Below are 26,203 nucleotides of genomic sequence, written 5' to 3' on the forward strand. Positions count from 1 at the left end.
GACCGAACCCGTGAAGGACCCCACCGTGCCCGAGAACTTCCTCGCCCTGCCCGTCCGCCAGGAGCTGTCCCCGTCCGTGACGCTGCGCCAGAAGGGCGCGATCCCGGTGGTGGTGGTCGACCACCCGGCCGGCCGGGCCGTGGTGAGCCTGCAGGGGGCGCAGCTGGTGACCTGGCAGCCGAGCGGCGAGCAGCCGGTGGTGTGGGTCAGTGACGAGTCGTCATGGACCGAGGGCGTGGCGATCCGCGGCGGGGTGCCGCTCTGCTGGCCGTGGTTCGGCCCGGCGGGCTCGCCCTCGCACGGCTTCGCCCGGGTGGTGGAGTGGGAGCTCGCGGGCACCGAGGAGACGGCGGAGGGCGTGGAGCTGACCCTCGCCCGCAGCGAGGACGAGCGGACGCTGGCGCTCTGGCCGCACGTCTTCACCGCGACGGTGCGGATCCGGCTGGGCCGCGACTGCACGGTGGAGCTGGAGGTGGCCGGTGAGCACCGGAGCACCGGCGCCCTGCACACCTACCTGCACGTCGGCGCCGCCGACCGGACCACCGTCTCCGGCCTGGGCGCCGACTACCACGACCGGGTCGCCGCCGGCGACGGCCGGGGCCCCGGCTCGGTCGTCCTGGACGAGCGGGTCGACCGCACCTACACCGCCCCGGCCGGCCTCACCCCGGTCGACGACGCCGGCCTCGGCCGCACGATCGAGGTCCACCACAGCGGCCACAGCGACGTGGTGGTGTGGAACCCGGGCGCGCAGCTCTCCAAGGAGATGGCCGACCTCGCCGACGAGGGCTACCGCGGCTTCGTCTGCGTGGAGACCGGCCGGATCGGCCGCGACCTGGTGGCCACCCCCGGCAACCCGGACCGTCTGGCCACCACCCTCCGGGTCGTCCGCCCCGCCTGACGGGGCCCTCCGACCCTCCCGTCGGGGACCGACGGCGGGTGGGCGGGGCGACGGGGCCGCGGTGCAATGGGTGCGAGACGACAGGGCTCGGCGGGCGACCGCGAGCGGCACCCGGAGGGCCTGGGATGGTCGAGGAGAAGCGCGGATTCTGCACCCTGTGCAAGTCGCGGTGCGCGGCGGTGTACACGGTCGAGGACGGCCGGATCACCGCCGTGCGCCCCGACCCGGACCATCCGAACGGGGCGGCGATGTGCCCCAAGGGCCGCGCCGCGCCCGAGATCGCCCACGGCAGCAGGCGCCTGACCACACCGCTGCGCCGCACCACCCCCAAGACCGATCCCGACCCGGGCTGGCGGCCGGTCGGCTGGGACGAGGCGCTGGACGAGATCGCCGGGCGGCTGGCCGCGGTCGCCGCCGAGCACGGCCCCGAGGCGGTCGCCTTCGCGGTCGCCACGCCGAGCGGCACCATGGTGTCGGACGCCACCGAGTGGATCGAGCGCTTCGTGCGCCGCTTCGGCAGCCCCAACACCGTCTACAGCGCCGAGATCTGCAACTGGCACAAGGACGTCGCGCACGCCTTCACCTTCGGCTGCCCGATACCGCCGCCCGACTACGCGCGCGCGGGCCTCGCCGTGCTCTGGGGGTTCAACCCCGCCAAGACCTGGCTCTCCCAGTCCGCCGCGCTCTCGGCCGCCCAGGCGAACGGCACCAGGCTCGCCGTCGTCGACCCGCGCCGCTCCACCAGCGCGCTGCGCGCCGACCGCTGGCTGCGGATCCGCCCGGGCGCGGACGCCGCGCTGGCGCTCGGGCTGGCCCACCAGCTGATCGAGAACGCCTGGTACGACGAGGAGTTCGTCCGCGCCTGGACCAACGCCCCGCTGCTGGTGCGGGAGGACGACGGCCGCTTCCTGCGGGCCGGCGAGCTCGCGGAGCCCCCGGCGGGCGACGGCGGCCGGGCCTTCGTCACCTGGGACCACGAGGCCCGTGCCGCCGTGCCGTACGACACCCGGCGGGCGGCGGTGCGTCCGGAGCGCTTCGCACTGAGGGGCCGTCACCCGGTCCGCACCCGCACCGGGGCGGTCGTCCACTGCAGCCCCGCCTTCGAGCACTACGCCCGCGCCTGCGCGCACTGGCCCCTCGACCGCGCCGCGGCCGCCACCTGGCTGACGCCGGAACAGATCCACGACCTGGCGGCCGAGATCGGCGCGCAGGTGCGCGGCGGCGGCTCGGTGACCTACTACGGCTGGACCGGCGTCGGCCAGAGCGCCAACGCCGCGCAGACCGAGCGCGCCCTCGCCACCCTCTACGCGCTGACCGGCTCCTTCGACGCGCCCGGCGGCAACCTGCTCGCACCCCCTCCGCCGTACCGCCCGGCCAGCACCCTCGCCGACCTCGCCCCCGGACAGCGCGCCAAAGCCCTCGGCCTCGACCGGCACCCGCTCGGACCGCCCGCCTCCGGCTACGTCAACGCGGGCGACCTGCGCCGGGCGATCGAGGACGGCGAGCCCTACCCGGTCCGCGCCCTGGTCGGGTTCGGCTCCAACCTGGTGGTGTCCCAGCCCGGTTCGGACGCCACCGCGCGGGCGCTGCGGGCGCTGGACTTCCAGGTCCACCTCGACCTGTTCGAGAACCCCACCAGCGCGAGCGCGGACCTGCTGCTGCCGGTCAACAGCGCCTACGAGCACGAGGCGCTGCGGTTCGGCTTCGAGGTCGGCCACCGGGCCCAGGAGCAGGTGCAGTTGAGGCAGCGGATCGTCGAACCCCTGCCCGGCACCCGCTCCGACACCGAGGTGGTCTTCGAGCTGGCCCGCCGGCTCGGCTTCGGCGACCGGTTCTTCGACGGCGACGTCGAGGCCGCCTGGAACTGGCAGTTGGAGCCGCTCGGCCTGACGGTCGCCCAGCTGCGCGAGCGGCCGGGCGGGGTGCGGGTGCCGGTCCCGGAGGGCGAGCGCCGCTACCGCCGCAGCTCCGGCGACGGCGAGGTCGCCGGCTTCGGCACCCCCACCCGCCGGGTCGAGCTCTACTCGCAGAAGCTGCTGGAGCACGGCTACCCGCCGGTGCCCGAGCACCGCGAGCCCGCCCCCGGCGAGCCCGCCGCCACCGACGCCGACCACCCCCTGCTGCTGACCTGCGCCAAGCACGGCACCTACGTCCACAGCCAGCACCGCGGCGTCAACGCGCTGCGCCGCCGGGCCGCCGAACCGCACCTCGACCTCCACCCGGAGACCGCCGCCGCACGCGGCATCGCGGAGGGCGACCTGCTGCGGCTGGCCACCCGCACGGGCGCGATCCGGATGCGGGCCCGGTTCGACGGGTCGCTGCACCCCGGCGTCGTGGTCGGCGAGTACGGCTGGTGGCAGGAGGCCGCGGACCTCGCCCTGCCCGGTGCCGATCCGCTCTCCGAGGCGGGCAGCAACTACAACCGCCTGGTCGACCACGCGGTCGTCGACCCGCTCAGCGGCTCGGCGCCGCTGCGTGCGGTGGCCTGCCAGGTCACGCCGGTGGACGGGCAGCCCGGCTGGGCGGGCACCCGGCCGTTCACCGTCAGCGCCCTGGAAGGCGAGGGCGCCGACGTGCTGACGCTGCGTCTGACCCCCACCGACGGCGGCCCGCTGCCCGACTTCCGTCCGGGGCAGCACCTCACGGTCGCGGCCGAGGAGCCCGGGACCGCGCGCAGCTACTCGCTCACCGGCGCGGCCGTCGACCCCGACCGCCGCGCCTACCGGCTGGCGGTGCGGCTGCAGTCCGGCGGGGCCTTCTCCACCTTCGTCCACCGGCGGCTGCGGGTGGGCGACGAGCTGCGGGTGGGCAGCCCGAGCGGCGTCTTCTGCGTGCCCACCGACACCGACGCGCCCGTCGTGCTGCTGGCCGGCGGCATCGGCATCACCCCCTTCCTCAGCCACCTGGAGACCCTGGCCGCCCGCGGCGGCACCGTCCCGGAGGTCGTCCTGCACTATGGCGTCGCCCACGGCGGCGACCACCCCTTCCGCGAGCGGCTGCGCGAACTGGAGCTGCTGATACCGCAGTTGCGCGTGGTCACGTACTACGCGCGGCCCCGGCCGGGCCAGGACCTGCGGGGCCGTGACCACGACCGGGAGGGCTTCCCGTCGGCGGACGACATCGAACCGGGCCTGCTCGCCCGCCGGGCCCGGTTCTACCTCTGCGGCCCCGAGCCGATGCTCCGGGCCCTGACCGCCGGGCTGCGCGAGCGCGGCGTGCCGGCCTTCGAGGTGTTCAGCGAGCGGTTCCGCGCGGCCCGCCGCGAGGTGGAGCTGGCCGAGGACGCCCGCTTCACCGTCACCTTCGCGCGCTCGGGCCGCAGCGCCGAGTGGACCGCGCGCTCGGGCTCGCTGCTCGACCTCGGCGAGCGGGCCGGGGTCGCGATGGCCACTGGCTGCCGGGCCGGGCAGTGCGAGAGCTGCGCCTGTACCGTGCTGGAGGGCCGGGTCGGCCACCTGGTGGAGACCTCGGAGGAGCTGCCCGAGGGGACCGCGCTCACCTGCCAGGCGGTCCCGTGCGGCGATGTCGTCCTGGACCTGTGAGACCTGCCCCGCGGGCGTCCGGTCAAGGGGCCGCGGTGAGGCCGGCGTCGGCGCCGCCGCGGCTGAGGACGACGGTGCGGATGTGGTCCAGCGCCTTGGCCCAGTCGGTGTTGGCCGGGTTCTGCCGGACGGCCTCGGTGAGGTCGAGCACCCGGTTGGTGGCCAGGTCCGTCAGCTGCGGGACGAACTCGGCCTTGCTGACGGTCCACGGCCCGTTCGGGCCGGTGGGCGGGGAGAAGGTGAACCGGGCGATCGAGCTCTGGTTGCCCCGGGGGTCGAAGGCGCCGGTGTAGTTGTACATGTCCCCGGCCAGCTGGTCGCCCATGCCGTAGACCACCCAGGTGCCGTTGACCTGCTCGTAGGCCTGCGGGATGTGGGCGTGGGTGCCGAGGATCAGGTCGACGTCGCGCCGTCCGTCGGTCCGGGCGGCCGTCAACTCCTGTGCCAGGGTGAGCTGTTGCTCATTGGGGTCGTCCTGCCACTCGGTGCCCCAGTGCATGCTGACCACCACCACGTCGGCACCGGCCCGGCGGGCGGCGCGGGCGTCGGCGAGGATGCGGTCGCGGTCGATCAGGTTGACCGCCCAGGGGCGCCCCTCGGGGAACGGGATCCCGTTGGTGTCGTAGGTGTAGGCGAGTTGGGCCACGGTCGCACCGCCGGCCCTGAGCAGGGCGGGGCGCCCCCGCTCCTCCTCGCTGCGGGCCGACCCGGCGTGCCCGAGCCCGACCGCGTCCATCGCCCCGAGCGTGCGGTCGATCCCGGCGGCCCCCGCGTCCAGGGTGTGGTTGGAGGCGGTGGAGCAGGAGTCGTAGCCGGTGTCCCGCAGCGCCCGGGCCACCTCCGGCGGGGACTTGAAGGTCGGGTACCCGGTGAACGGGCCGCCCTCGGCGCCGTACACCGTCTCCATGTGACAGATCGCCAGGTCGGCGGCCGAGACCACCGGTCTGACCCCGGCCAGCATCTTGGAGAAGTCGTACCCGCTGCCCCCGGCGTCGGCCTGGGCCTGGCGGATGATCGAGGCGTGCGGCAGCACGTCCCCGGAGGCGACCAGGGTGAACGGCCGCCGCCCGTCGTCGGCGGGGGCCGGCACGGCGGGAGCGGCCGGTACGGGAGCGGGCTGGGCACTCTGCTGCGGGGCGGGGCCGGCGCAGGCCGCCGTGGCCGCCAGCAGGACCGCGGCGGGGAGCAGGGCCGTGCGGCATGAATGACTCATCATCAACTCGTCTCATGGTCGGTATCTCCGACCATGAGACGAGTGCGGCCGCGCGCGGTCGCGCCACGCGAGGCGGTCACCCGTTCGACCGAGCCCCAGGGTGGATGCCGTCCCGTCAGCCGTCCGGCCGCTCCACGGCGGAGCCCTCCGCGTCCGGTGACAGCCAGGCCGTCTGGACCAGGACCCCGCCGGGGTTGCGGCGCGTCACGAAGGTCCCCCGCCCGGGTGGGAGTGGCCGGGCCTTCGCGGTGCCGAGCAGTTGGCCCTCCCGCTCGTCACCGGACAGCAGTACGCCGCCGGCCCCGAAATCGCGCATCCGCTGCATGAACGGCTCGTACAGCGAGCGGCCCGCACCGCCAGAGTGCCGCGCGATGATCACGCGCAGGCCGAGGTCCCGGGCGAACGGGAGGAACTCGGCCAGCGGCGCCATCGGGTTGCCCGAGGAGGTGGCGACCAGGTCATAGTCGTCCACGATCACGAACATGTCCTTGCCGGTGTACCAGCTGCGGTCGCGCAGCTGCTCCCGGGTGACATCCGGGCCGGGGGCGCGGCTCGCGCAGGCGCCGCGCAGCAGCTCCACGACGGAGGCCATCGCCGGGGCGGCGGCCGCGTACTCCACCAGGTACTCCGGCGGCACCGCCCCGAGCAGCGAGCGGCGGAAGTCGCCGACCACGATGCCGGCCTGCTCGGGGGTGTACCGCTCGGTGATGCGCCTGATGAGCAGCCGCAGCAGCGCCGACTTTCCCGCCCCGCTCTCGCCGAACACCACGAACAGCGGGTCGGTCTCGGGATCGACGGACACCGGCGTGAGGCCGGGTCCGACGCCGAAGGCCAGGCCGTGCGAGGTGGGGTCGGAGTCCGGGGGCAGGTCCAGCGCGTCCAGCACGTCGGGGAGCCCGTCGTACGCGGGGGGCGGGACGGGCTCGACGGAGCTCAGCCGTTCGAGCAGGCCGTCCACACTGCCGGACCGGAGGTCGCGGTCGTGGGCGTCGATCCGGTGGTAGAGCGCGGTGAGCTCCGGGCCGGGCTCGATGCCGAGTTCCTCGACCAGCAGCCGCCGAGTGGCCCGGTAGACACTGAGCGCCTCCGGTGACCGGCCGCACCGGTCGAGGGCGAGCATCTGGAGTGCGCACAGCCGCTCCCGCTGCGGGTGGGCGGCGGCCAGCCGGGAGAGCTCCGGCACGATCTCCTCGTGCCACCCGAGGTCCAGCGAAGTCTCGAACAGCAGCTCATTGGCGTCGACCTGACGTTCGAGCAGCTCGGCGCGCATCATCTCGGCGTACGGCCCCGGGACACCGGCGAGCGGGGTGCCCTTCCACAGGGACAGTGCGGACTGCAGGAGCTGATGCGCCCTCTGAGGGTCGCCGGTCCGGCCTGCCTGACGGGCCCGCTCCATCAGGGTGCCGAACTCCTCCAGATCGCCCGAGACCAGCAGCGCGTATCCGTCACTGACGCTCTTCAGGAGCCGACTCGGTTCGCCCGGCCTGCGGAAAGGCTCGAGGATCGCGCGAAGGCGTGACACGTATGTCCGCAACGCTGCGACGGCCTGGGGCGGTGGGCGGTCACCCCACAGCCCGTCGACCAGAGCCCGAGTGGTCACCGCCCGTCCGGAATTCACCAGCAGCGCGGCGAGCACCGCCTGCTGCTGCGGCGACCCGAGGGACAGGGGCTCGTCGTGGTGCCAGGCCTTCAACGGCCCCAGCACCGAGAAGCGCAGCCCCTCGCGCGAGTCCGCGTCCACCTCGTCGGGAGGGGATCCGGTCACCAGCTCCTGCGCCCGGACGCGGCGCTCCTCCAACTGGGCACGGTATCCGCGCACCCAGTGTCCGAAGGCGCCCGAGAACGGTGTCCCGTTCCACAGGGTGAGGGCGTTCCGGGCATGACGTCGGGCGCCGGGCAGGTCCCCGTCCCGGAAGTCCTGGTCCGCTCGGTCGAGCCACCGCTCGAAGCGCACCACGTCCACGGACTCCTCCGGGATGCGCAGGCGGTGCAGGCCCCCGGCCGCCGGGAGCAGGACGTCCGGTGCTCCGGCTCCCGTGTTCAGCACCTCGCGCAGGCTCTCCAGATCGGTCGTCAGCAAGGAGGCCGCGTCCGGAGGATGCGGCTCCTCCCAGAGGGCCGCCACCAACTCCTCGGTGGTGAGCGGGTGCTTGAGGTTCATCAGCAGGATCGTCAGGACCGCCAGCTGCCGGCGAGATCCCAGCTTGACCGGCTCCCCACCGCGCCAGGCCTGAACGGGGCCGAGCAGTGAGAAGTTCAGTGCGGACTCCGTCGGACGCCTGGTCACGACCGGCAGGGCGGCAAGTCGCTCGGCGACCTCGCCCGCGGTCCGCGGCCGTCGGCTCGGATCCTTCTCCAGCAGGTCCAGGACGAGCTGGGCGAGTGCCTCCGGCACCTCGGGCGCGGCCTCCCGGGGAGACGTCGGTGGGGAGCTGGTGTGACGCGCCATCACGTCCCAGGCCGACCGGCCACTGAATGGTGGTGCACCGGTCAGCATCTCGTACAGCACACAGCCGAGTGAGTAGAGGTCGAGGGCGGGGCCCTCCGTCCGGCCCAGGGCCTGCTCCGGCGCCATGTAGTGGGGCGTGGTCCCCTTCCAGGTGAGGTGGACGTCCTCCCGTTCGTCGTAGTCCGGCCGATCCTCCCACCCGACGCCGAAGTCGCAGAGCACCGCCTCTCCCGTCGGGCGGAACAGGATGTTGGCGGGCTTCACGTCCCGGTGGACGAGGCCGTGATCGTGCAGGTGCTCCAGCGCCGCGGCGACGTCACGTCCCACCTCCACCGCCCGTTCGAGCGGCATCCGTCCGGCCGCCAAGGCGGCGTGGAGGTCCGGTCCGCCTACGAGCTCCATCGCGAGGTAGGCGGTGTCCTCCTGGACACCGGCGTCGAGCACGGCGGTGAGGCCGGGGTGCCGCAGCGTACGCAGGGCGCGAGCCTGCCGGACGAAGTCCGAGGCCCGCCCGGTCTGGTACCACGCGGCGGTGCGGTGGCTGACCTTGACGGCCACCACCGAGCCGTCCCGCTGGTCCACCGCCTCCCAGACCCGCCCCGCACTCCCCTTGCCGATCTCCCGGACCAGCCGGTAGCGGTCCGCGATCACTCGGGTGGGGGGCTCCTCCTCGACCGGTGGGACGGGGACGCTCCAGATGTGCAGGTACTCGCCCCGGCGGTCGAGCGAGGCGAAGGTGTACCCCTGTCGGGAGGAGGTGAGGCCGGCCACCGTCCACACCGAGTCGGGTGACGTGACGCCGAGGAGGAGGCGCCCGGTGCCGTCGAGCTCGCACCGGAACACCCGTCCTGCGGTGTCGACGACGATCAGGTCCGACGAGCCGTCAGCACGGGTGACGGCAGTGGCGGTCTGCACGTCGGGGAACGGAAGCCGCGGCAGGGTCCGGACCAGGGCCGCGGTGGCGGGGTCCCTCAGGTCCATGCCGCCGTCCTCGTCCAGCGTCCAGAGGAAGGGGCTTCCGTCGACGTGGGTGAGGTGGCCCAGTGCGGAGGGCCGTCGCGGGCGCCCCGTCCGCAGACGCGTCCGCGTGGTGTTCGTGCCGGTCGACCTGTACAGCAGGCCGTCGCCCCCGAGGACGTGGAGCACGAGGGAGCGGTCCGACCGGAGCCGTCCCCCCATGGTCACGACATCGGTGTCGAGCCACAGCGGGACCACGGGACCGACGACGGACCCGTGTGCGGGGTCGCGGAGGGACACCACCCCGTTGCGGTCGCAGACGGCGAGCCGCGATGTGCCGTCTGGGCCGGAGATCGTCGCCAGTGCGACGGCACGCACATCGAGGCGGTGGCTCCTGACGCGGTGGACCTGTGCCTCCGGACCGGCGGCTGCGCCCGCATCCGCCGTCGCGTCCTCGACCGACTTGTCGAGCCCGATGATGACGGTCCCCTCGGGAAGCCGTGTGCCGCGCAGCGAAGGCGTCGCCACCAGCAGGCAGCCCGGTCCGGGATCGGCCAGGCCGAAGCCGCCGGCGATACCGGCGAGGGCGTCGTCGTGGACCAGGTCGTCGATGACGACCAACCAGCCCGGACGCCGACGCAGAATCTGTCCGACCGACCGGGTCGGGAGACCGGGCCGGCCCAGGGTCGATCGCAGTGACTCGAACCCGGTGGCCAGGGACTCGACACTGCTTCCGTCGATCCAGTGCACGAGCGAGTGGCGCGCACCGTGACGGTGGACGTACTCCCGGAGCAGCGAACTCTTGCCCGTGCGCGGAGCGGCCTCGACGACCACGGTCGAGTGACGGTCCTTCAGGCTGGCCGACTCGGGATCGCAGGCTCGTACCAGAAGGGCCAGTTCGCGCGGCCGGTGGCTCACGAGCCCCGTGTCGTGAACGAGGGGCGCCGGTCCGGGGGCAGGCGGGCCGGAGTCCACCTGGACGGTCGCCACCGCCGTGCCCAACTTGCGTGCCAGCGCAGCGTGCTGTCCGCCCGCGCCGGCCAGTACCGCGACCGCGACCTCCGCGAACGGACGGCTCCGGGACGGCAGCGGCAGGCCGTCCGCGCCGGCGCTCGCCGCGAGGGCGCGGAAGTCGAGGGTCCCGCCGAAGGTGGCGGCGACCTGACCGGACACCTTGGCCAGGACACCCTCCAGGACCTGGACGGACTCGGTACGGGTCAGCTCGGCGAGGAGCTCCTCCCGTACGCCGTCCCGGAAGTCGTAGACCACCTCGTCCGGGTCGGGAGCGTCCGTGCGGACCTCGAGCAAGCCGGAGAGGAAGAGTTCGGCGAGTTCCGGCTGCCCGGAGCCGGGCAGGGTGGCGCGCTGGACCAGCCGCATCACCGGCAGGCTCAGCGGTGCCGCCGCGAGGTGACAGGCGAGCCGGTAGGCGTCCGGGGAGCTGCCGGCCCGGAACTGGGCGACCTGCTCGGAGGCCGTCGCCGGGGTGGGGTCGGAGCGCACTGGTGGCCGTGGCCGGGGGACGCCGCGGACGGGAGCGGCCAGCATCGGAGTCCAGCCCGAGGTGCGCCCGGCGACGACCTCGGCCCAGGGGGCTAGCCATTCGGCATCCACCTCCAGCACCGGGAGCCAGCGCACCGCCGCCCGGGCTGCGCCGCCCCGCTGGCCGCGGGGGATGCCGGGCAGGGCGGCGTCGGACCGGATGGCCGGGACGGAGCTTCCCTGGCTGCCCGAACGTGCCTCGACGGACTTGGGGCGCAGCGCGGTTCGGTGCCAGAGCCGGCGAGGCAGGACCTGGAGCACGGCGGCGGGGCGGCGGCTGACGTTCCGGGCCAGAAAGCCGGGGAGCTCCTCGCCGTACCAGGCCGGCCCGACACCGTCGGTGAGCACCAGGAGAATGCGGCGGCCCAGCGGGTCGGCGAGCGGCCGGGCCCACCGCGGGTCCGGGACGGCGGGCCGTACGGTCGTCCGGGTGTGCCGGACCGTTCGGCGGAACGGTGTCAGGCGCGGGACGGGGTGGTCGGTGGAGAGCGACCAGCACCGTACGTCGTCGAAGGCGCCGTGCCGCTCCAGCAGGGCCGCGAGTTCGCCGGCCAGGCCGTGCCAGATCGCCATGGTGCTCCCGGCATCCACCAACAGGTCGACCGAGAACCGGCGTTGGCGCTCCGACCGCCAGACGGGGAGCAGGAATCCGAGGTCCGCGCTCGAGTCGGCCGTCGCCTCCTCGTCCAACCCGGTCCGTTCGACGCGACCCGACGGGTCACGCAGCGGGCGCCGCAGCGGTCGCAGCGCACGCGCGAGGTCGAGCGCGCCGGGAAGAGCCGGTGGACGGGTCACCTGGACGACTTCGGCACCGCGCGTCCCGTCCGAGCCGGCGGCGCCCGCGACGGGCCGGGGGTGGAGTTCGGTCCTTCGAGCTCCGGACGGCGCTTCGGGCCCGGCGGGCCCGGCGACGGGTTCCGGCTCCGGTGGCTCGGGCGGGGCCGGTGCCCCGCCCCGGTCGGGTGTGTCGTCCCGCTCCGCCACACCGTCGGAGGGAGCCGGGGCGATCCCGGTGAGCCGGGCGATCCAGAGGACGTCCGCCACGTCCTGGGGGAGCGGCAAGGAACCTGACGTGCCGTCGACGGCACGGCCGAGCAGCCCGGCGAGCGCCTCCCGGAGGGCCTCGTGCGGATCGGGCGGTGCGGGCACCCCGGTGCGGTCCGCGGGATCGCGGTCGGTCACCGCGGGCCTCAGCTCTCGTTCAGCGGGCGCAGCAGCACGTCCTGGATGACGTCGTCCCCACCAGCCCCGCCGTCCGGCAGACCGCGCTCGCTCATCAGCAGGGCGTTGAGTAGCTGGTCGTTGGCCAGTTCGGCGCCGTCCTCGCGCTGCCGGCGTAGGAACTCGGCGATCAGCGCGGTGCGCCGGGGGCCGGCGGCGGTGTCGTCCCCGAGGTGGGCGGAGACCATGGCGGCCAGTCGCTCCTCGGTCGGCGGTTGGATCTCCAGACGGATGCAGCGCCGCAACAGCGCCGAGGGGAACTCCCGTTCGCCGTTGCTGGTGAGCACCACCAAGGGGAAGTCGGCGCAGCGCACCTGGCCGTCCCTGACCACGGCGGTACGGCCGGGGTCGGCGGTGGCGACCTCCTGGGCTCCCGAGCCGAGGCGCTGGAGCTCCGGGATCTCGAACTCTCCCTCCTCGAAGACGTTCAGCAGGTCGTTCGGCAGGTCGATGTCGCTCTTGTCGATCTCGTCGATGAGCACCACCCTCGGCACCCGCCAGGGCAGCAGGGCGGTCCCGAGCGGGCCCAGACGGAGGAAGCGTCCGATGGCGGGGGGCTCCTGACGGCCGTCCTGCGGTGTGCGCAACCCGGCTTCGTGCAGTCGGCCGATGGCGTCGTAGGTGTAGAGCCCGTCCCGGAGTGTGGAGCGGCTGCTGATCGGCCAGCGCAGTACCGGACCGACACCGAGCTCGTGGGCGACGGCGTAGGCGAGGGTGGACTTCCCCACGCCGGGTTTGCCGGTGATCAGCAGCGGGCGCCTCAGGTGCAGCGCCAGATTGACGAGTTGGATCTCCCGGCGGTCGGCCTGGTATGCCGTTGCCTGCCGCAGGCGGCCCAGTCGGCGGGCGGTCGGACCGGTCGGGTCGCCCTCGGGTGGGAGCGGCAGTTCGTCCTTGCGCTCGACCCAGTCGCCGAACGCCCGCCAGACCGGGGCCGGTGGCAGCGAACCGATGCCGGGATGAGGTACTCCGGTGCCCCGGTAGACGTGCCAGTCCTCGGGCACCACTGCGGCCTTGTGATCGGTCGTCATCTGTCACACCATTCCCGGATAGGGGGCGTCCTGGTCGGGGTCCACGCAGTCGGGGTCGTCCCAGAGCAGGGTGATGCCTTCCTGGCCCACCGCCTCCCGGGTGTCCTTCCGGTGTTGGTGGACCAGTTCGGGCAGCTGGGCCAGTGAGATCGGGCACCGCTCGCGCAGGGCGGAGACAAGCTCCTTCGGGTCACCGGCGATCCTTCGCCAGAGCATGACGGGCACTCCGTCGATGAAGATCGCGTTGTCCACGGCGCGCCGGACCCGGGGATCGAGTTCCTCGTACGGGGTGTTCAGCCCCATGCATGCGAGCGTGGGGCGGCCGGCCAGCCACTTCGGGAGGTCGGCGGCCTGCTCCGGCAGCAGCGAGGGCCACTCGATGCGGTCCAGCACGTCCTGGTCGATGCTCTCGGCGAACAGGTGCTGCCACCGGTCGCGCCACGGGACCGGGTCGAGCCAGGGATCGGCGTAGCGGTCGAGGGAGCGGACCACCACCGGGTAGTGGTGGCCGAGCCGTTGTCCGTTGCGGCTGGGTGACCACAACTCTGCGCTGTGGCCGAGGAGGGAGGCGGGGAGGAGGAACTCGATCCGGACCTGGCTGCCCACGGCCGACCGCATCTCGGCCACGAGGCTCGCCCAGCCGGCCAGCCGGGCGCTCCCCTCCGCGATGAGCTCGTCCTTGGCGAGCGACGTGCTGGCGCCGAGGGTGTCGATCCGGCGGAACCGGCCACCGGTCAGCGGCTGGCGGTAGTAGGAGGCCCGGAGCAGGTAACGGCAGTTGTCGATGTGCTCGGGCGTCTCGGGGTCGAGCCGGATCTGGACGATGAGGCGGTGCGCACCCCGGCTCGCCGCAGACCGGCCGGAGCCTCCTACCTGAACCAACAGCGTTCTGAGGGAGTCCACTTGCGGGTCGCTCTGGAGGGCGGGGTCGGTGGTCAGGGCGTCCAGGAAGTGCAGGACCGGACCCGGATCGGCGGTACCGCGCCGGTCCATCAGCCGCCGTACGACCTCCGGCAGGGTGGCGTCGGCCGGCAGCAGGGTCAGGCCGCTGACCCCCTCGGGCAGGTGGCGCCTCAGGCGCTCGGGCGCGGGTTGCGCTGCCAGCGCCCGTAGCAGTCGAACGAACCGGAGCAGCGTCTCGGTGGGCAGGCCGCACTCCCGGGTGAGCCCCAGGACGGTCAACTCCAGCCAGGCCAGGGCGCCGTCGTCGGGCGCGTGGTCGCGGAGCGCCCTGCAGAGCGCCTCGAGCGCGGCGCCCGGATCACGGTGGCGGCGGAGGGTCGCCACGATGGTCCGAACGTGCGCGCGGGCCTGGTTGCTCTCCTCGACGTCCGAGTCGAAGCCTCGGCACGGTTCCGAACGACCCATCGCCTCCAGGACGTCCTGACGGAAGGACAGCCGGGACATCCGGTGGAAGCCGAGCAGGATCTCCATCAGCAGGTCGTCGGTCTGGTGCGGCCATCCGCCACTCCGCTCGCGCGGCGCTTCCCCCCACTGCGGTCGGCTCCGCCCGTGTGCTCCTTCCCCCATCGTCCTACCTGCTCTCCCAGCTCCCTGCCGCGCGTCCGATGACGGTCCGGAGCTCCTCCAACGTGCCGTCGTAGGGAGCGAGTTCCTCCATGGCGGCGTACAGGGCCCGCAGGGCGGATCGCCAGTCGCGGTGGTGTCGGCAGCGACGCACGATGCGGTGGAGGTGGTCGCGACGGCCGGATCGCTCCTCCGCCTCGAAGGAGTGGGGCAGGCCGAGGTGGTAGCCCATGATCTCCAGCAGGTCGAAGCGGCCGTCGGCCCGGGCCGTCACGGGGAAGGCCATCAGTAGCTCCACCAACTCGGCGTCGGTCGGTGGGGATCCGGGTGCGGCGGCCGGAGCCGCCAGGCCCTGCCCTCGCCCGGAGCTGATTAGCGCGGTCAAGGCAGCCAGCGGTACGTACCAGCCCCCTAGGTCCTGCTTGTACGAGCGGCTGCCCTTGAGCACACCGGCCACCCGGCCGTCCGCACCGACCAGCATGCTGCCGCTGAAACCGGGCTGTACCGAGCCCTGCACGCGGACGAACGGGCCCGAGCGGCCGACCACTTGGAGCGACAGGGTGTCGGCCTCGACGCTAGGGGAGGGGGTGAAGGTGGAGAAGCCGAGAGCGGTCAGCCAGGTACCGGGTTCGGCCTCCGTGTCCGCCAGCGGTGCGGCGGGCGAGCCGGCCAGCCCGGGAACGGTGAGAAGGGCGAGGTCGGGGAACGCGTGGAACCTGCCGTCACCCGCGAGTGGCGGCTCGGCGCGCACCGCAGTCGGGGCGACCGCGTACGCCTCGGAGCCGTGCCGGACGAGGACCGCACCGGTCCCGTCGTCCCGGCCCGGCCGGACCACATGGGCACAGGACATCACCAGGCCCGGACCCGCCAGGAAACCGCTGCCCCGGAACTCGCCCGCGACCTCGACCCGGACCGCACAGCGGCGCAGGTCCTCGGCGTGCGCCCCACCGAGGTGAGCCCCGGTCACTCTCCGGCGGCGGGCACCGGCCCGGCCCCGGCGGCTGCGGCCCGCTCGCGGCGCGCCGCGAGGTCCCAGGAGAGCCGGACGGTCAATCCGGCCTCGCTGCCGGCCTCGGCGATGATCCCGAGCAACTGGCCCGACTTCACGGCCAGTTTCAGCCCGAACTCGACCTCGAAGGCATCCGGTGAGCCCGCCTGGCCCTGGGTGATCGACTCCGCCGCCCAGCGGCCGATTCCCTGGACGGTACCGCGCACCTGGTCGAGCGTCAGGGCGACGGCCGAACCCACCTGCGCCGCGCGGTCCCGGAGGCCGACGTCGCCGTACCCCGAACCCTCGTCGTCGGCCTGGAAGTTGACGTCGCCGATGACCTCGGCCCGGACGGTCGTGCCGTCCCCCAGCTCGATCGTCTCGAGCGTCACCATCCCCGCCACCCGGTCCCCCTGTCCAGCAGTCGGTTCCAACTGTCGGACAGGATACCGCCGTCGCTTCCGCCGGATGCCGGTACGTCGTGATCGACCTCCGAGGGCTGACGCGACGTCAGGAGGGGGATCCGGTGAAGAAGGCCGTCATGCGCTCCAGGCCGTGCTCGCCGAACATCGTCTCCAGGCTCTCGGCGGACTCGGCGGCGGAGGCCTCGCTGCGTGGGAAGAGCGCCTCTTCGTAGCCGGCCAGGGCGGCTTCGGGCCGGCCGGGGTGGGCGGCCAGGGCGAGGGCGAGTTCGGCGCCGTCCAGCATGGCGAGGTTGGCGCCCTCGCCGGCGAACGGGGACATCAGGTGGGCCGCGTCGCCGAGCAGGGTGACGCCCGGGACGCGGGCCCAGCGGTGGCCGACGGGGAGGGCGTGGATGCGGCGCGGGACGAGGCTGCCGTCGGCGTCGGAGACGAGGGCGCGCAGGCCCTCGTCCCAGCCCTCGAAGTGGGCGAGGACGGCGGCCTTGGCGGCCGGGGCGTCGGTGAAGTCGACGGTGTCCAGCCAGGCCTCGGGGGCCCGGAGCGCGGTGTAGACGTGCAGGCTGCCGTCCGTCTCGCGGTGGCCGAGGAAGCCGCGGCCGGGGCCGAGGGAGAGGAAGAAGCCGCCGCCGAGCAGGGCCGCGCTGTGCGGGTGGCGGGTGTTGGCCTCCAGCAGGTCGGCCTCCACGAAGGAGATGCCGGTGTAGGCGGGGACGGCGTCGGAGAGCAGCGGCCGGATCCGGGACCAGGCGCCGTCCGCGCCGATCAGCAGGTCGGTGGTGACGGTCGGGCCGTCGGCGAAGGCCACCTCGTGCCGCCCGTCGCCGAGCGGGCGGGCCCCGGTGACCTTGCGCCCCCAGTGGACGGTGCCCTCGGGGAGCGAGTCGAGCAGCATCCGGCGCAGGTCGCTCCGGTCGATCTCGGGGCGGCCGCCGGTGCCGTCGTCCTCGGCCTCGACGTGCACGGTGCCGTCCGGGCCGACCAGCCGCATGGCCTCGCCGCCGGGGTGGACCAGGGCCAGGAACTCCTCGTGCAGCCCGGCCGCGCGCAGTGCCCGCTGGCCGTTCTCCTCGTGGATGTCCAGCATCCCGCCCTGGGTGCGGGCGGCGGCCGACTCCTCCAGGTCGAAGACCGCGGCCTCGATGCCGTGGCCGTGCAGGACCCGGGCTGCGACCAGGCCGCCGAGGCCCGCGCCGATGATCGCGATGGGGTGGTGGGTGCTCATGGTGGCCTCCTCGGGGCGTGCGGTCTGACTCCTCCACGGTAACGAACATGTTCGTAGCGAACAAGTTCGTCGACGGGCGCGGCGGAGGAGCGGGCCGCGCGGAGGGGGTCGGTCAGCCGTGCGGGGGCGGGACGGGGGTGCTGACGACGCCGTTGATCAGGGCCTGGACGGACCAGGCCAGCCGGGCCCCGGCGCCGCCGACCAGGGCCGGCATGTGGGCGCGGATCGCCGGGTGGGTGGCCGGGTCGACCGTCTCCAGCGCGTGGGTGAGCGCCTCCCAGTCGCGCTGCCGGGCCGGGTCGCCCGCCCGGGTGGAGTGCTCGGCCGCGGCGGCGGTGGCCTGCTGGAGCAGGACGTCCGCACCCCAGGCCACCTGCGCCGTGGGTGCGCCGCTGTGCGCCAGGAGCGCGAGCACGCGCTCCACCAACCGGAGGTAGTTCTCCCCGCTGGGCCGGGCCACCAGGGCCGAGCGGGCCAGCTGCGGATGCTCGAACAGGGCCAGGGCGTAGCCGAGCAGAACCGCCGTCAGCTGCCCGTGCCAGTCGCCCTCCTCGGCCCGGGGGGCCGTCAGGTCGACCGTGCCGAGCAGGTCGTCGAGCACGGCCGCGTGCAGTTCGGCGGTGTTGGCCACGTAGACGTAGAGCGAGGCCGGGCCGGTGTCCAGCTCCTGCGCCAGCCGGCGCATCGTCACCTTCTCCAGGCCCTCGTCGCGCATGATCCGCACGGCGGTCTCCACGATCCACCGCCGCGACAGGGCGGGCTTGGCAGGGCGCTCCCGGCGGCTCCTCGGCTCAGTCATCCCCCGATCGTAACGAACGCGTTCGTGCCCGCCGGGCCGCGCCGCCGGGCCGTGCCGTTCCACCGGGTGAATCGGTGTGGCTGCGGGGGCGGGTGGCCCGGTAACCTCCCTCCGGACCTGTCCGTTCCGTGTGAGGGAGTGCGACCGTGGGTGCTTCGCAGGACCGTGCCCGTTACCGCTTCGGCCTGTTGGACGCGGACGACAGCGGGGTGCTGGAGCGGGGCGACTTCGAGCTGCTGGCGGACCGGGTGATCGCGGCCAGCGGGATCGAGCCCGGGACGGCCGCCGCCCTGCGGGTGCGGGAGGCGTACCTGACGTACTGGCAGGGACTGTACGAGCAGGCCGACAGCAACGGCGACGGTGTCGTGGACTTCGAGGAGTACTCGGCCGTGGTCCACGACCGGGCGGCCTTCGAGCGCTACGTCCGCCCCTACGCCGAGGCGCTGGTGGGCGCGGCCGACCGGAACGGCGACGGCTGGGTGGAGCGCGAGCAGTACGTGGCCTGCATGGTGGCCACCGGCTTCGCGGTCGCCCGGGCCGAGGCCACCTTCGACGAGCTCGACCCCGCGGGAACCGGCCGGGTCTCGGGCGAGCGCTGGCTGGAGAGCATCGCCGGCTACTACACCGGCGAGGGGCACCAGGTCACCGACCACCTCCTCGGCTGAGGCTCCCCCTGACGCTCCGTCGGGCCGCTCGGCAGGGCGGGGCGAGGACGACGGGTCCTCAGGAGGCCCGCGGCCGGGCCGAGCCGCGGGACGCCGAGGCGCAGACCTGCCGGAGCATGTAGTGGAGCTGGGCCCGCTCGCCCCGGGTGAGCGAGGCCAGCATCTGGTCCTGGACCTCCTGCTCGTCGGTGCCGCCGGCCGCCGCGGCGGCCGTGCCCGCCTCGGTGACGGTCACCAGCCGACGGCGCCCGCCGACGTGGACCACGAGGAGGTCCACCAGGCCGTGCGCGGTCAGCTCCTCGACCACGGGGGAGAGGGCCGACTCCTCGACGTCCAGCTGGCGGGCGAGGTCCGGCAGCCCGTGCGGGCCGAGCTCGGTCAGGGCTTCCAGGACGCTCTGGTGCAGGGCCGACAGCCCGCGTCCGGTCAGGCGCGCGGTCAGCATCGCGTCCAGCGACCTGGCCGCCTGGGCCAGGAGCCGGACGGTCCGTTCGGAGGGGTTGGAGGCGCCGCTCCGCCTGTCGTACACACTGCATCCCATCGCCGCGGGGGGAGGACGTCACCCCCGGTCGGGGCCGCGCACGACGGCCCGTGAAGTGAACCGCCCCCACCTTACGGCCGGGGCGGCCCTTCGGTCTACATCGATGTCGTCGACGGGGCGGCCGCATCGGCCGTCAGCATGCGGCGCAGCACGTCCTCGTCCTCCGCCGGCAGCGAGGAGACGAACCGTTCCGGCACCAGCCCGCGCTGCGGCTCGCGGTCCAGCTCGCGCCGCATCCGTCGGCGGCGCCACCGGAAAGAACCCCGGACGGGGGTGTGACACGATCGCGGTCCCATCGCGTTGAAGTGGCATGAGGGACACCACCGCAGACGAGACGGCCCATGACCGGCCCCTGGACTTCCTGGAGTTCGCCGCCGGGCGGGGGCCGCACCTGGTGAGGACGGCGTTCCTGCTCACCGGCGGCGACGCCCACCTCGCCGAGGACCTGGCCCAGGAGGCGCTCGGCCGGATGTTCGTGAAGTGGCGCAAGGTCTCCCGGATGGAGAACCCGGCCGCCTACGCGCAGACCACGCTGGTCAACGCCTTCCTGACGCACAAGCGGCGGCGCAGCAGCGGCGAGCACGTCACCGACACCATCCGCGAGACGCCGTCCGGCGAGACGGACCCGGCCCTGCGGGTCACGCTGCTGGACGCGCTGGCCCGGCTGGCCCCGCAGGACCGGGCGGTGCTGGTGCTGCGCTTCTGGGAGGACCGCAGCGTCGAGGAGACGGCGGCGGCGCTCAAGCTCCGCTCCGGGGCGGTCCGCACCCGCAGCGCCCGGGCGCTGGAGCGCCTGCGCGGGGTGCTCGGCACCGACCTCGCGGAACTGGCCGTCAAGTGACGGCCGCTCAGCTGCCTCCGTCGCCCCTCCGGCCACCGCCCGCCGGGGCCTGCTGCCCTCCACCCTCCCCTTCCCGCCGGCCCGCCGCGCGCCCCGAACCACGCCCGAGGAGGGCCAAGTGATGTCGTACGAGGACGAGTTCGCCCGGGCGCTCCGAGGCGCTGCCGCTTCGGCCCCGCAGTCCGAGCCGACGGCCCTGGCCGCCGGAGCGGCCACCCGCGGCCGGGCGCTGCGCCGCCGGCGCCGTACGGTCCGGCTGGGGGTCTGCGCCGCCGTGGTGGCCTCGGGGCTGGCCACCGCGGCGCTGCTCCCGGGAGCGGGCACCGTGACGCCGGCCGACGACCAGCCGATCTCGGCGGCCTTCATGGAGCGCACGGTGCGTTCGCTGCTGCCGCCCGGCTCGGTCACCGGGATCCACGGCTCCGGGATCGGGACGCGGGGCTTCGGTTCGGTCGGCCCGACGGTGGCGCTGATGCTGGACGTCGGCCACGGGCCGGTCCGGTTCTCGCTGACCACCGAGCGGATGCCGCTCCCGGTGGACGCCGACACGCCGGGCACCGAATGCCTGACGAGCGGTCAGCCGGCGGTCTGCACCCGCACCGAGGGCGCGGACGGGACGATCGTCCTGCTCCAGCGCACCCAGGACCCGGGCGAGGCGGGTGGCCGGAAGGGCCTCCTCCTGCAGACCACCACCGCCGAGGGCCGCCGGATCCGGCTGGACCTCTCCGGGCAGGATCCGGAGGCCTCCCTGACGGTGGCCCAGCTGACCGCGCTCGCCACCAGCCCGGAGTGGGACCCGGTGTTCAGCGCCCTGGCCGTGCCCGGCTACCCCAAGTCGGCCTTCCAGGGCATGCCGGCCGACCGGATCGCCGCCACCGGCCTCGCGCTGCTGCCCCCGGGGGTGACCGGCAAGGCCGCCGAGGGACGCTTCGGCAACGGCGAGCAGCGGATCGCGCTCACCGGCGACGGCCGGGAGGCCCAGCTGGGCCTGTCGGTCCACCTGCACGACCAGATCACCCCGCAGGCCTTCGAATCCGGCGCCCAGCCGGGCGAGTTGACCCGCGCCGCCGACGGCACGGCGGTGATCGCCCGGCGGGTCCGGGACAACTCGGACGACACCGCCCCGGTGAAGAGCTGGTCCGTCGAGGCCCTGCACGCCGACGGCACCCGGGTCGGCCTGGTCCAGACGGGCCCCGGCGTCTGGCCGGACGTGCCGCCGATGGACGGGCGCGAGGTGCTCAGCCTGGACCAGCTGGTGGCGATGGCCGGATCCCCCGCCTGGCGGGGCTGAGAGCGGCGGCCCCGGCCGCCTGCCCCACGGGGGTGGGAAGGCGGCCGGGGCCGCGGACCGCCGTGCCCGGCACGGCCGTCACCAGATCAGGTTGACCCACTCCGGGTGGTCGACGAAGGGGTTCCGGTTCTTCTGGTAGGTGTCGAAGATGATCTGGTTGCGGCGCTCCTCGAAGGCGCTCGGCGGGTCCTGCTGGTTCCACTGCTTGAGCACCGAGAGCCGGCCGTGGAAGCGGACGCTGCCGTTGATCAGGTCGTTGGCCTCCAGGTCCGGGAACGCGTCGTCGCCCTCGTAGCGCACGGCCATGTAGAGGATCATCCGGGCCACGTCGCCCTTGTCGGCGTCGCGCGGCTCGAAGGAGTCGGAGTCGGTGTAACTGCCGGGGGCGCCGCTGACCGGGCTGCCGCCCTGGTCGAAGTCCTTGTTGCCCCGGGTGCTGTTGACCTGGACGTCGGCCGCCCGCAGGTGGTGCAGGTCGGTGCCGGGGCCGGCCGTGGTGCCGAAGTCTCCGTGCGACTGCGCCCAGACGTGCTCGCGGTTCCAGTTGCCGACGGCGCCGCCGTTGAGGGACTTGCTGCGGGAGACGCCGCTGTAGAGCAGCAGCACGTTGGCGGTGTTGTTGGGGTCCTGGTCGGTCACCTTGAGGGCGTTCCAGACCGCGTCGTAGGAGATCTTGCTGGTGCCGCTGGAGATGATGCCGTGCAGCGCGGACTTCAGGCTGCTGCCGCTCTTGCCGACCGCGTTCTTGTAGTACGTGCTGTCGTACGCGGTCGTGGTCGCACTGGCGGGGGAGGCGGTGACGCCCGGCAGGGTGAGGCCGACCAGGAGGGCGGCCGCAGCGGCCGCCATCGCCTTCCAACTACCTCTGTGCGCAACGGACATGGGGGGTGTCCCTTCCCGGAGGAGAGTGCGCGCGACCGCGCCGGCGGCGCTGCGGCCCCGGTGATCTACGCGTGTTGACGTCATGTCAGGCGAGAGCATGACATGACCACGGGGGAGCCGGAGTTACCGGGAGGAGGCGGTTCCGTGACGTTCTCGCATACGCCGCGGCGGGTGGGTCGCCGTCCGGGCTGCGGAGCGTCGGGTCCAGCGTCGGTCGTCGCCCCGGCTCCGGCGGGCCGGGGCGACGACCGCCCCCGATGGGACAGGTGGTCGGGGTCGGTCCGGGCCGGGGACCGGGCCTTCGGTGGTGGCCGGCGGGAGCACGGCACTCAGGTGCTGCACGGGAGGGACCTTCTCCGGTACGGTCGGGCGGACCCGGGGCGGGGCACCTTGCCCGTGCCCCGCTCCGGGGGCCGCCGCCGGACGGGAGTTCCTCGGGCGCGTGGCGTTCCGTTCTCGAAGGGTCTCGGTGGGACCGTTTGCTCTCGGGGTCCATCCTCTCCCGGGAGGGCGGGGCGGGGCTTGTAAAAATGCGAACCCCCGCCGGGGATCCGTCAACCGACCGGCGCGCGGTCGCCGTTGGGGAGCAGGGCGGTGGTGACCTCGCCGGCGAGGCGGTCGGCGGGTTCGGCACCGAGCTGGCGGCTGCGGTGCGCGAAGAACTGGGACGGTGTGCAGCCGAGGGTGGCGCGGAACTCCCGGACCAGGTGGGCCTGGTCGAAGTAGCCGCAGTGGGTGGCGATCCGGGCGCCGTCCCGGTCGGTGGAGTCGCGGTACTCGCGCAGGGCGTGCTGGAGCCGGAGGATGCGGGCGCAGCCCTTGGGCGGCAGGCCGACCTGTTCGCGGAAGACGGTCTCCAGCCGGCGGCGGCTCCAGCCGATGGTGTCGGCGAGCTCCTTGACGGCCATCTGGCCGTTGGTGCGGCGGAGTTCGCGCCAGGCCCAGTCGACGGCGGAGGTGCAGGGGCGGCTGCGGGCCAGCCGGGAGAGCAGGAAGGCGTCCATCACCCGGGCCCGGGCGTCCCAGCCGGGGGCCTCGAAGAGCTGCTCCAGCAGTCGCTGGAAGGTGCGGTGCCCGAGGGCGTCGGCCGGTTCGACCCACTGGTTGGTGAGGTCGCCGAGGGCCGGGCCGAAGACCCCGAAGGCGGTGCGCGGGGTCATCGAGACGGCGAGCCCGTGCAGCCGTCCGTCGTGCTCGCCGATGGTGCCGGTGCGCCGCATGCCGCCGATCAGCGAGGTGAACGAGGCGGTCCTGGCCGGGTCGACGGCGTCGGTCAGCCGCATCGGGCCGTCGAAGCCGAGCACCATGGTGACCACCGCGGTGGGCACTTCGAGCCGTCGGCGCGGGTGGCGCAGGTCCATCCGGTAGCCGCGGTACTCCAGCACCTGCCCGCGCAGGGCGGTGGTCGGCTGACGGACCGCCAGCTCCCAGCTGCCGCCGTCGGCGGAGGTGCCCCAACTGGTGCCCGCGTTGGCCGTCCTGCCGGTGCCCGCTCCCGCTCCCGCTCCCGCTCCCGCTCCCGCGCCAGCTCCCGTGCCCGGCGCCGCGCCGGTGCTCACGTTCGTGCCGGTGCCCGCGCCCCTGCCCGTGCTGGTGACCATGTCCGAACCCCCCGGTCGTTGGTCTGCGCATGGTGGCACGGCGGGGCGGGCGGACCGGCGGACTCCGGGGCGCGGGGGGCGAGCTGACGAAGTCCCGGCCGACCTGTTGGACGGCTCGCCCCGCCGTCCCGGAGCCCGGAGGGAGGCCGGATCAGCGCTGGATGGCGAAGTCCGGGTAGGAGTGGTGGCCGGGCTTGTCCCCGATCTCGTCGATCGCGGTGCGGATCTGGCGGAGGTGGTCGACGGTGAGCTCCAGGACGTGCTCGTCGGGCTGGTAGGAGGCGAAGTACTGGTGCTCGACGCCAGGGGTGCTGGTCATCTCGATGTGGCAGCCGAGCACGTGGGTGACGGGGTGGGTCTCGGCGAAGGCGATCAGGCGGTCGACGGAGTGGGTGAAGGCCTCCCAGTCCTCGACGTAGAGGCGGCCCGGGTAGACGGTGTCGCCGGTGAGCAGGATGCCGGTGTGCGGGTCGTGGAAGGCGACCGAGGCGGCGTGGTGGCCGGGGATGGCGAAGCAGTTGAGCACCCGGCCGCCGCCGAGGTCCAGCGGAACGGTGGCGGTGGGGTCCTCGGTGAGGCCGAGGAAGGCGTACACGGAGTCGCGGTCGGCCTGGACGAGTTCGGTGTCCGGGCGGTCGGCGAACTGCGGGTCGCCGGCCTTGTGGTCGCCGTGGCCGTGGGTGTGCAGGACGACCAGCCGGTAGCCCTCGCGCGGGTGGGCCGCGAGCCACTGGTCGATCAGGCCGTCCACGGTGGCGCGCAGCGGGAAGTACTCGGGGGAGGCGGTCGCCCCGGTGTCGATCAGGACGGCGCGCTCGGCCCCGAAGAGCAGGAAGAGGAACGGGGCCTCGAAGTGGACGGCCTTGTTCTGACGGAGGATCAGGGTGTGCTCGTCGTACGCGTACACCTGGATGTCCGGGTCGGTGTTGTGCTTGGACGACTCCGAGCCGTGGATCCACCGGACGTCCAGGGGGAGGGCGGTCGGGGTGCTGTCGTTGAAGATGATCGTGTCCACGTCGGAGCAAGCTAACGGCTCGCCAGGTGATCGTCCAGCGACTTGTCCGTCCAGGGGGCCAGGGCGGTGCGGCAGGCGTGGTCGAGGTGGCGCAGCTCGCTCAGGTCGAGGTGGACGGGGCGGTCGGCCGGCAGGCGTTCGAGGGTCTCCAGCAGGCGGGGGAGGCGGAGGAAGGTGGCGTTGCCGGCCAGCCGTAGCGTGACGCTGCCGTCGCGGTGGTCGGTGACGGACAGGTGGAGGTGGGAGGTCTCCCAGGCGGCCTTGAGGACGGCCAGCAGCAGGCCGAGCAGGACGCCCTCGAAGAGGTTGGTGGCCAGGATCGCGAGCGCGGTGACGGCGAGCACCACGGCCTCGCCGCGGTGCGAACGCCACAGCGGCACCAGGGACTTGACCGGGATGAGCTTGGCTCCGGCGTGCACCAGGACGCCGGCCAGGGCGGCCAGCGGGATGGCGGTGAGGGCGGCGGGGATCAGGGCGGCGAAGAGCAGCAGCCAGAGGCCGTGCAGGACGCGGGAGGCCTTGGTGCGGGCGCCGGCCTGGACGTTGGCGGCGCTGCGGACGATGACGGCGGTCATCGGGAGGGCGCCGAGCAGGCCGCAGACGGTGTTGCCCGCGCCCTGGGCGAGCAGCTCCTTGTCGTACTGGGTGCGGGGGCCGTCGTGCAGGCGGTCGACGGCGGCGGCGCTGAACAGGCTCTCGGCGGAGGCGATCAGCGCGAAGGCCAGCACCGTGCCGAGCGCGTCGAGCCGGCCGAGCAGGGCGAACTCCCCGGCCCCGGGCGGGTGGACGGCCTCCAGCAGCCCGGAGACCCGGACCCGGGCCACCTCCAGGCCCAGCGCCCAGACGGCCAGTGAGGCGAGCGCGACGGCGGCCAGCGGGGCGGGCAGCAGCTGGAAGCCGGGCGGCAGGTGCCGCCAGAGCAGCAGGACGGAGACGGTGCCGCAGCCGAGGGCGGCGGCGGTGAGGGCGCCCGGCGAGGCGGCGGTGGAGGCCAGCAGCCGGGGCAGGCCGGCCAGGTTGGCCAGGCCGTGGCCGGGGGCGGGGGTGTCGGTGAGGGCGTAGAGCTGGCCGGAGACCAGCACCAGGCCGATCCCGGCCAGCATGCCCTGCACCACGGCCACCGAGATGGCCCGGAAGGCGCGGCCGAACTTCAGGGCACCCATGGCGAGTTGGAGGAGGCCGGCGGCGAGCGTGAGCACGCCGAGGGCGGCCAGGCCGAAGGTGCGGACGGCCTCCAGCACCAGGACGGTGAGGCCGGCGGCGGGGCCGGAGACCTGGAGGCTGCTGCCGGGCAGCAGGCCGGTCAGCAGACCGCCCACGATGCCGGTCACCAGGCCGAGTTCGGCGGGGACGCCGGAGGCCACGGCCACGCCGACGCAGAGGGGGAGGGCCACCAGGAAGACGACCAGGGAGGCGGCGAGGTCCTGCCGCGGGAGGACGGGACGACGGGGCATCGAGTCCCTCTCAGGTTCTTGACGGTGCGTCAAGAATGAGTAAAACAACATGGTCGGACCGGTAGCAGAGTACTTCGGGGGCGCACGGCTGCACCCGCG

19 protein-coding genes are annotated in these 26,203 nt (G+C 74.1%); 5 read left to right on the forward strand and 14 right to left on the reverse strand.

Annotation, left to right across the window (positions count from 1 at the left end):
- Positions 1–25: 25 nt before the first annotated feature.
- Together ACWCYY_RS03840 and ACWCYY_RS03845 are read left to right on the forward strand one after the other, a co-directional pair.
- The gene (locus ACWCYY_RS03840; protein ID WP_449794990.1) at positions 26–898 is read left to right on the forward strand and encodes a D-hexose-6-phosphate mutarotase; all 873 of its coding nucleotides are present in this window, start codon (positions 26–28) and stop codon (positions 896–898) included.
- A 125-nt stretch (positions 899–1,023) separates the two neighbouring features.
- Positions 1,024–4,440 (forward strand): molybdopterin-dependent oxidoreductase, encoded by a 3,417-nt coding sequence (locus tag ACWCYY_RS03845; RefSeq protein ID WP_449794991.1) that lies wholly within the window; start codon positions 1,024–1,026, stop codon positions 4,438–4,440.
- A gap of 22 nt (positions 4,441–4,462) precedes the next feature.
- On the opposite strand, the gene ACWCYY_RS03850 is transcribed toward ACWCYY_RS03845, so the two are convergent.
- The 8 genes from ACWCYY_RS03850 to ACWCYY_RS03885 form a co-directional block, all read right to left on the reverse strand.
- Positions 4,463–5,656, reverse strand: a complete 1,194-nt coding sequence (locus ACWCYY_RS03850; RefSeq protein ID WP_345283148.1) for a CapA family protein — start codon at positions 5,654–5,656, stop codon at positions 4,463–4,465.
- A 112-nt stretch (positions 5,657–5,768) separates the two neighbouring features.
- On the reverse strand, positions 5,769–11,783 hold the full coding sequence (locus ACWCYY_RS03855) for an SAV_2336 N-terminal domain-related protein (protein ID WP_449794992.1): 6,015 nt from the start codon (positions 11,781–11,783) through the stop codon (positions 5,769–5,771).
- Between the two features lie 8 nt (positions 11,784–11,791).
- Positions 11,792–12,853, reverse strand: coding sequence for an AAA family ATPase (locus ACWCYY_RS03860; RefSeq protein WP_449794993.1), 1,062 nt, complete (start codon positions 12,851–12,853; stop codon positions 11,792–11,794).
- A gap of 3 nt (positions 12,854–12,856) precedes the next feature.
- A complete protein-coding gene (locus ACWCYY_RS03865) occupies positions 12,857–14,287 on the reverse strand; it encodes a VMAP-C domain-containing protein (protein WP_449794994.1) in 1,431 nt (476 codons plus the stop codon).
- 100 nt (positions 14,288–14,387) lie between these two features.
- Positions 14,388–15,347 (reverse strand): trypsin-like peptidase domain-containing protein, encoded by a 960-nt coding sequence (locus ACWCYY_RS03870; protein ID WP_449794995.1) that lies wholly within the window; start codon positions 15,345–15,347, stop codon positions 14,388–14,390.
- Positions 15,344–15,763, reverse strand: coding sequence for a CU044_2847 family protein (locus ACWCYY_RS03875; protein ID WP_449794996.1), 420 nt, complete (start codon positions 15,761–15,763; stop codon positions 15,344–15,346). Before ACWCYY_RS03875 ends, ACWCYY_RS03870 begins: the two co-directional genes overlap by 4 nt.
- Before the next feature lie 115 nt (positions 15,764–15,878).
- Positions 15,879–17,015 (reverse strand): FAD-dependent oxidoreductase, encoded by a 1,137-nt coding sequence (locus tag ACWCYY_RS03880; protein ID WP_449794997.1) that lies wholly within the window; start codon positions 17,013–17,015, stop codon positions 15,879–15,881.
- A 112-nt stretch (positions 17,016–17,127) separates the two neighbouring features.
- Positions 17,128–17,814 carry a TetR/AcrR family transcriptional regulator gene (locus tag ACWCYY_RS03885; RefSeq protein ID WP_345283151.1) on the reverse strand — a complete coding sequence of 229 codons (687 nt, stop codon included), beginning with the start codon at positions 17,812–17,814 and terminating at the stop codon, positions 17,128–17,130.
- 146 nt (positions 17,815–17,960) lie between these two features.
- Here ACWCYY_RS03885 and ACWCYY_RS03890 point away from each other — a divergent pair, with 146 nt between their 5' ends.
- The gene (locus ACWCYY_RS03890) at positions 17,961–18,479 is read left to right on the forward strand and encodes an EF-hand domain-containing protein (RefSeq protein WP_449794998.1); all 519 of its coding nucleotides are present in this window, start codon (positions 17,961–17,963) and stop codon (positions 18,477–18,479) included.
- Between the two features lie 58 nt (positions 18,480–18,537).
- On the opposite strand, the gene ACWCYY_RS03895 is transcribed toward ACWCYY_RS03890, so the two are convergent.
- Both ACWCYY_RS03895 and ACWCYY_RS03900 read right to left on the reverse strand, forming a co-directional pair.
- On the reverse strand, positions 18,538–19,008 hold the full coding sequence (locus ACWCYY_RS03895) for a MarR family winged helix-turn-helix transcriptional regulator (protein ID WP_345283154.1): 471 nt from the start codon (positions 19,006–19,008) through the stop codon (positions 18,538–18,540).
- A gap of 107 nt (positions 19,009–19,115) precedes the next feature.
- Positions 19,116–19,256 carry a hypothetical protein gene (locus tag ACWCYY_RS03900; protein ID WP_345283155.1) on the reverse strand — a complete coding sequence of 47 codons (141 nt, stop codon included), beginning with the start codon at positions 19,254–19,256 and terminating at the stop codon, positions 19,116–19,118.
- 74 nt (positions 19,257–19,330) lie between these two features.
- On the opposite strand from ACWCYY_RS03900, the gene ACWCYY_RS03905 reads away from it, so the two are divergent.
- Positions 19,331–19,861, forward strand: a complete 531-nt coding sequence (locus tag ACWCYY_RS03905; RefSeq protein ID WP_345283157.1) for a SigE family RNA polymerase sigma factor — start codon at positions 19,331–19,333, stop codon at positions 19,859–19,861.
- 121 nt (positions 19,862–19,982) lie between these two features.
- Positions 19,983–21,152 (forward strand): hypothetical protein, encoded by a 1,170-nt coding sequence (locus ACWCYY_RS03910; protein ID WP_380150318.1) that lies wholly within the window; start codon positions 19,983–19,985, stop codon positions 21,150–21,152.
- Between the two features lie 78 nt (positions 21,153–21,230).
- Here ACWCYY_RS03910 and ACWCYY_RS03915 read toward each other — a convergent pair whose 3' ends face one another.
- From ACWCYY_RS03915 to ACWCYY_RS03930, 4 genes are all read right to left on the reverse strand, one after another.
- Positions 21,231–22,034 carry an endonuclease I family protein gene (locus ACWCYY_RS03915; protein ID WP_380150317.1) on the reverse strand — a complete coding sequence of 268 codons (804 nt, stop codon included), beginning with the start codon at positions 22,032–22,034 and terminating at the stop codon, positions 21,231–21,233.
- A 554-nt stretch (positions 22,035–22,588) separates the two neighbouring features.
- Positions 22,589–23,635 carry a helix-turn-helix domain-containing protein gene (locus ACWCYY_RS03920; RefSeq protein WP_449794999.1) on the reverse strand — a complete coding sequence of 349 codons (1,047 nt, stop codon included), beginning with the start codon at positions 23,633–23,635 and terminating at the stop codon, positions 22,589–22,591.
- Positions 23,636–23,786: 151 nt separating this feature from the next.
- Positions 23,787–24,650: an MBL fold metallo-hydrolase gene (locus ACWCYY_RS03925; RefSeq protein ID WP_380150315.1), complete on the reverse strand. Its 864-nt coding sequence runs from the start codon at positions 24,648–24,650 to the stop codon at positions 23,787–23,789.
- 11 nt (positions 24,651–24,661) lie between these two features.
- On the reverse strand, positions 24,662–26,104 hold the full coding sequence (locus ACWCYY_RS03930; RefSeq protein ID WP_345282953.1) for a SulP family inorganic anion transporter: 1,443 nt from the start codon (positions 26,102–26,104) through the stop codon (positions 24,662–24,664).
- Between the last annotated feature and the right edge of the window lie 99 nt (positions 26,105–26,203).

Source organism: Kitasatospora sp. NPDC001664, assembly GCF_053596675.1.

Bases quoted from the DNA above. Each gene is read 5' to 3' on its own strand.
- ACWCYY_RS03845 (WP_449794991.1), top strand. From the start codon at position 1,024: ATGGTCGAGGAGAAGCGCGGATTCTGCACCCTGTGCAAGTCGCGGTGC.
- ACWCYY_RS03850 (WP_345283148.1), bottom strand. From the start codon at position 5,656: ATGATGAGTCATTCATGCCGCACGGCCCTGCTCCCCGCCGCGGTCCTG.
- ACWCYY_RS03920 (WP_449794999.1), bottom strand. From the start codon at position 23,635: ATGGTCACCAGCACGGGCAGGGGCGCGGGCACCGGCACGAACGTGAGC.
- ACWCYY_RS03930 (WP_345282953.1), bottom strand. From the start codon at position 26,104: ATGCCCCGTCGTCCCGTCCTCCCGCGGCAGGACCTCGCCGCCTCCCTG.
- ACWCYY_RS03915 (WP_380150317.1), bottom strand. From the start codon at position 22,034: ATGTCCGTTGCGCACAGAGGTAGTTGGAAGGCGATGGCGGCCGCTGCG.
- ACWCYY_RS03875 (WP_449794996.1), bottom strand. From the start codon at position 15,763: ATGGTGACGCTCGAGACGATCGAGCTGGGGGACGGCACGACCGTCCGG.
- ACWCYY_RS03910 (WP_380150318.1), top strand. From the start codon at position 19,983: ATGTCGTACGAGGACGAGTTCGCCCGGGCGCTCCGAGGCGCTGCCGCT.
- ACWCYY_RS03885 (WP_345283151.1), bottom strand. From the start codon at position 17,814: ATGACTGAGCCGAGGAGCCGCCGGGAGCGCCCTGCCAAGCCCGCCCTG.
- ACWCYY_RS03880 (WP_449794997.1), bottom strand. From the start codon at position 17,015: ATGAGCACCCACCACCCCATCGCGATCATCGGCGCGGGCCTCGGCGGC.
- ACWCYY_RS03860 (WP_449794993.1), bottom strand. From the start codon at position 12,853: ATGACGACCGATCACAAGGCCGCAGTGGTGCCCGAGGACTGGCACGTC.
- ACWCYY_RS03905 (WP_345283157.1), top strand. From the start codon at position 19,331: ATGAGGGACACCACCGCAGACGAGACGGCCCATGACCGGCCCCTGGAC.
- ACWCYY_RS03900 (WP_345283155.1), bottom strand. From the start codon at position 19,256: ATGCGGCGCGAGCTGGACCGCGAGCCGCAGCGCGGGCTGGTGCCGGAA.
- ACWCYY_RS03865 (WP_449794994.1), bottom strand. From the start codon at position 14,287: ATGGAGATCCTGCTCGGCTTCCACCGGATGTCCCGGCTGTCCTTCCGT.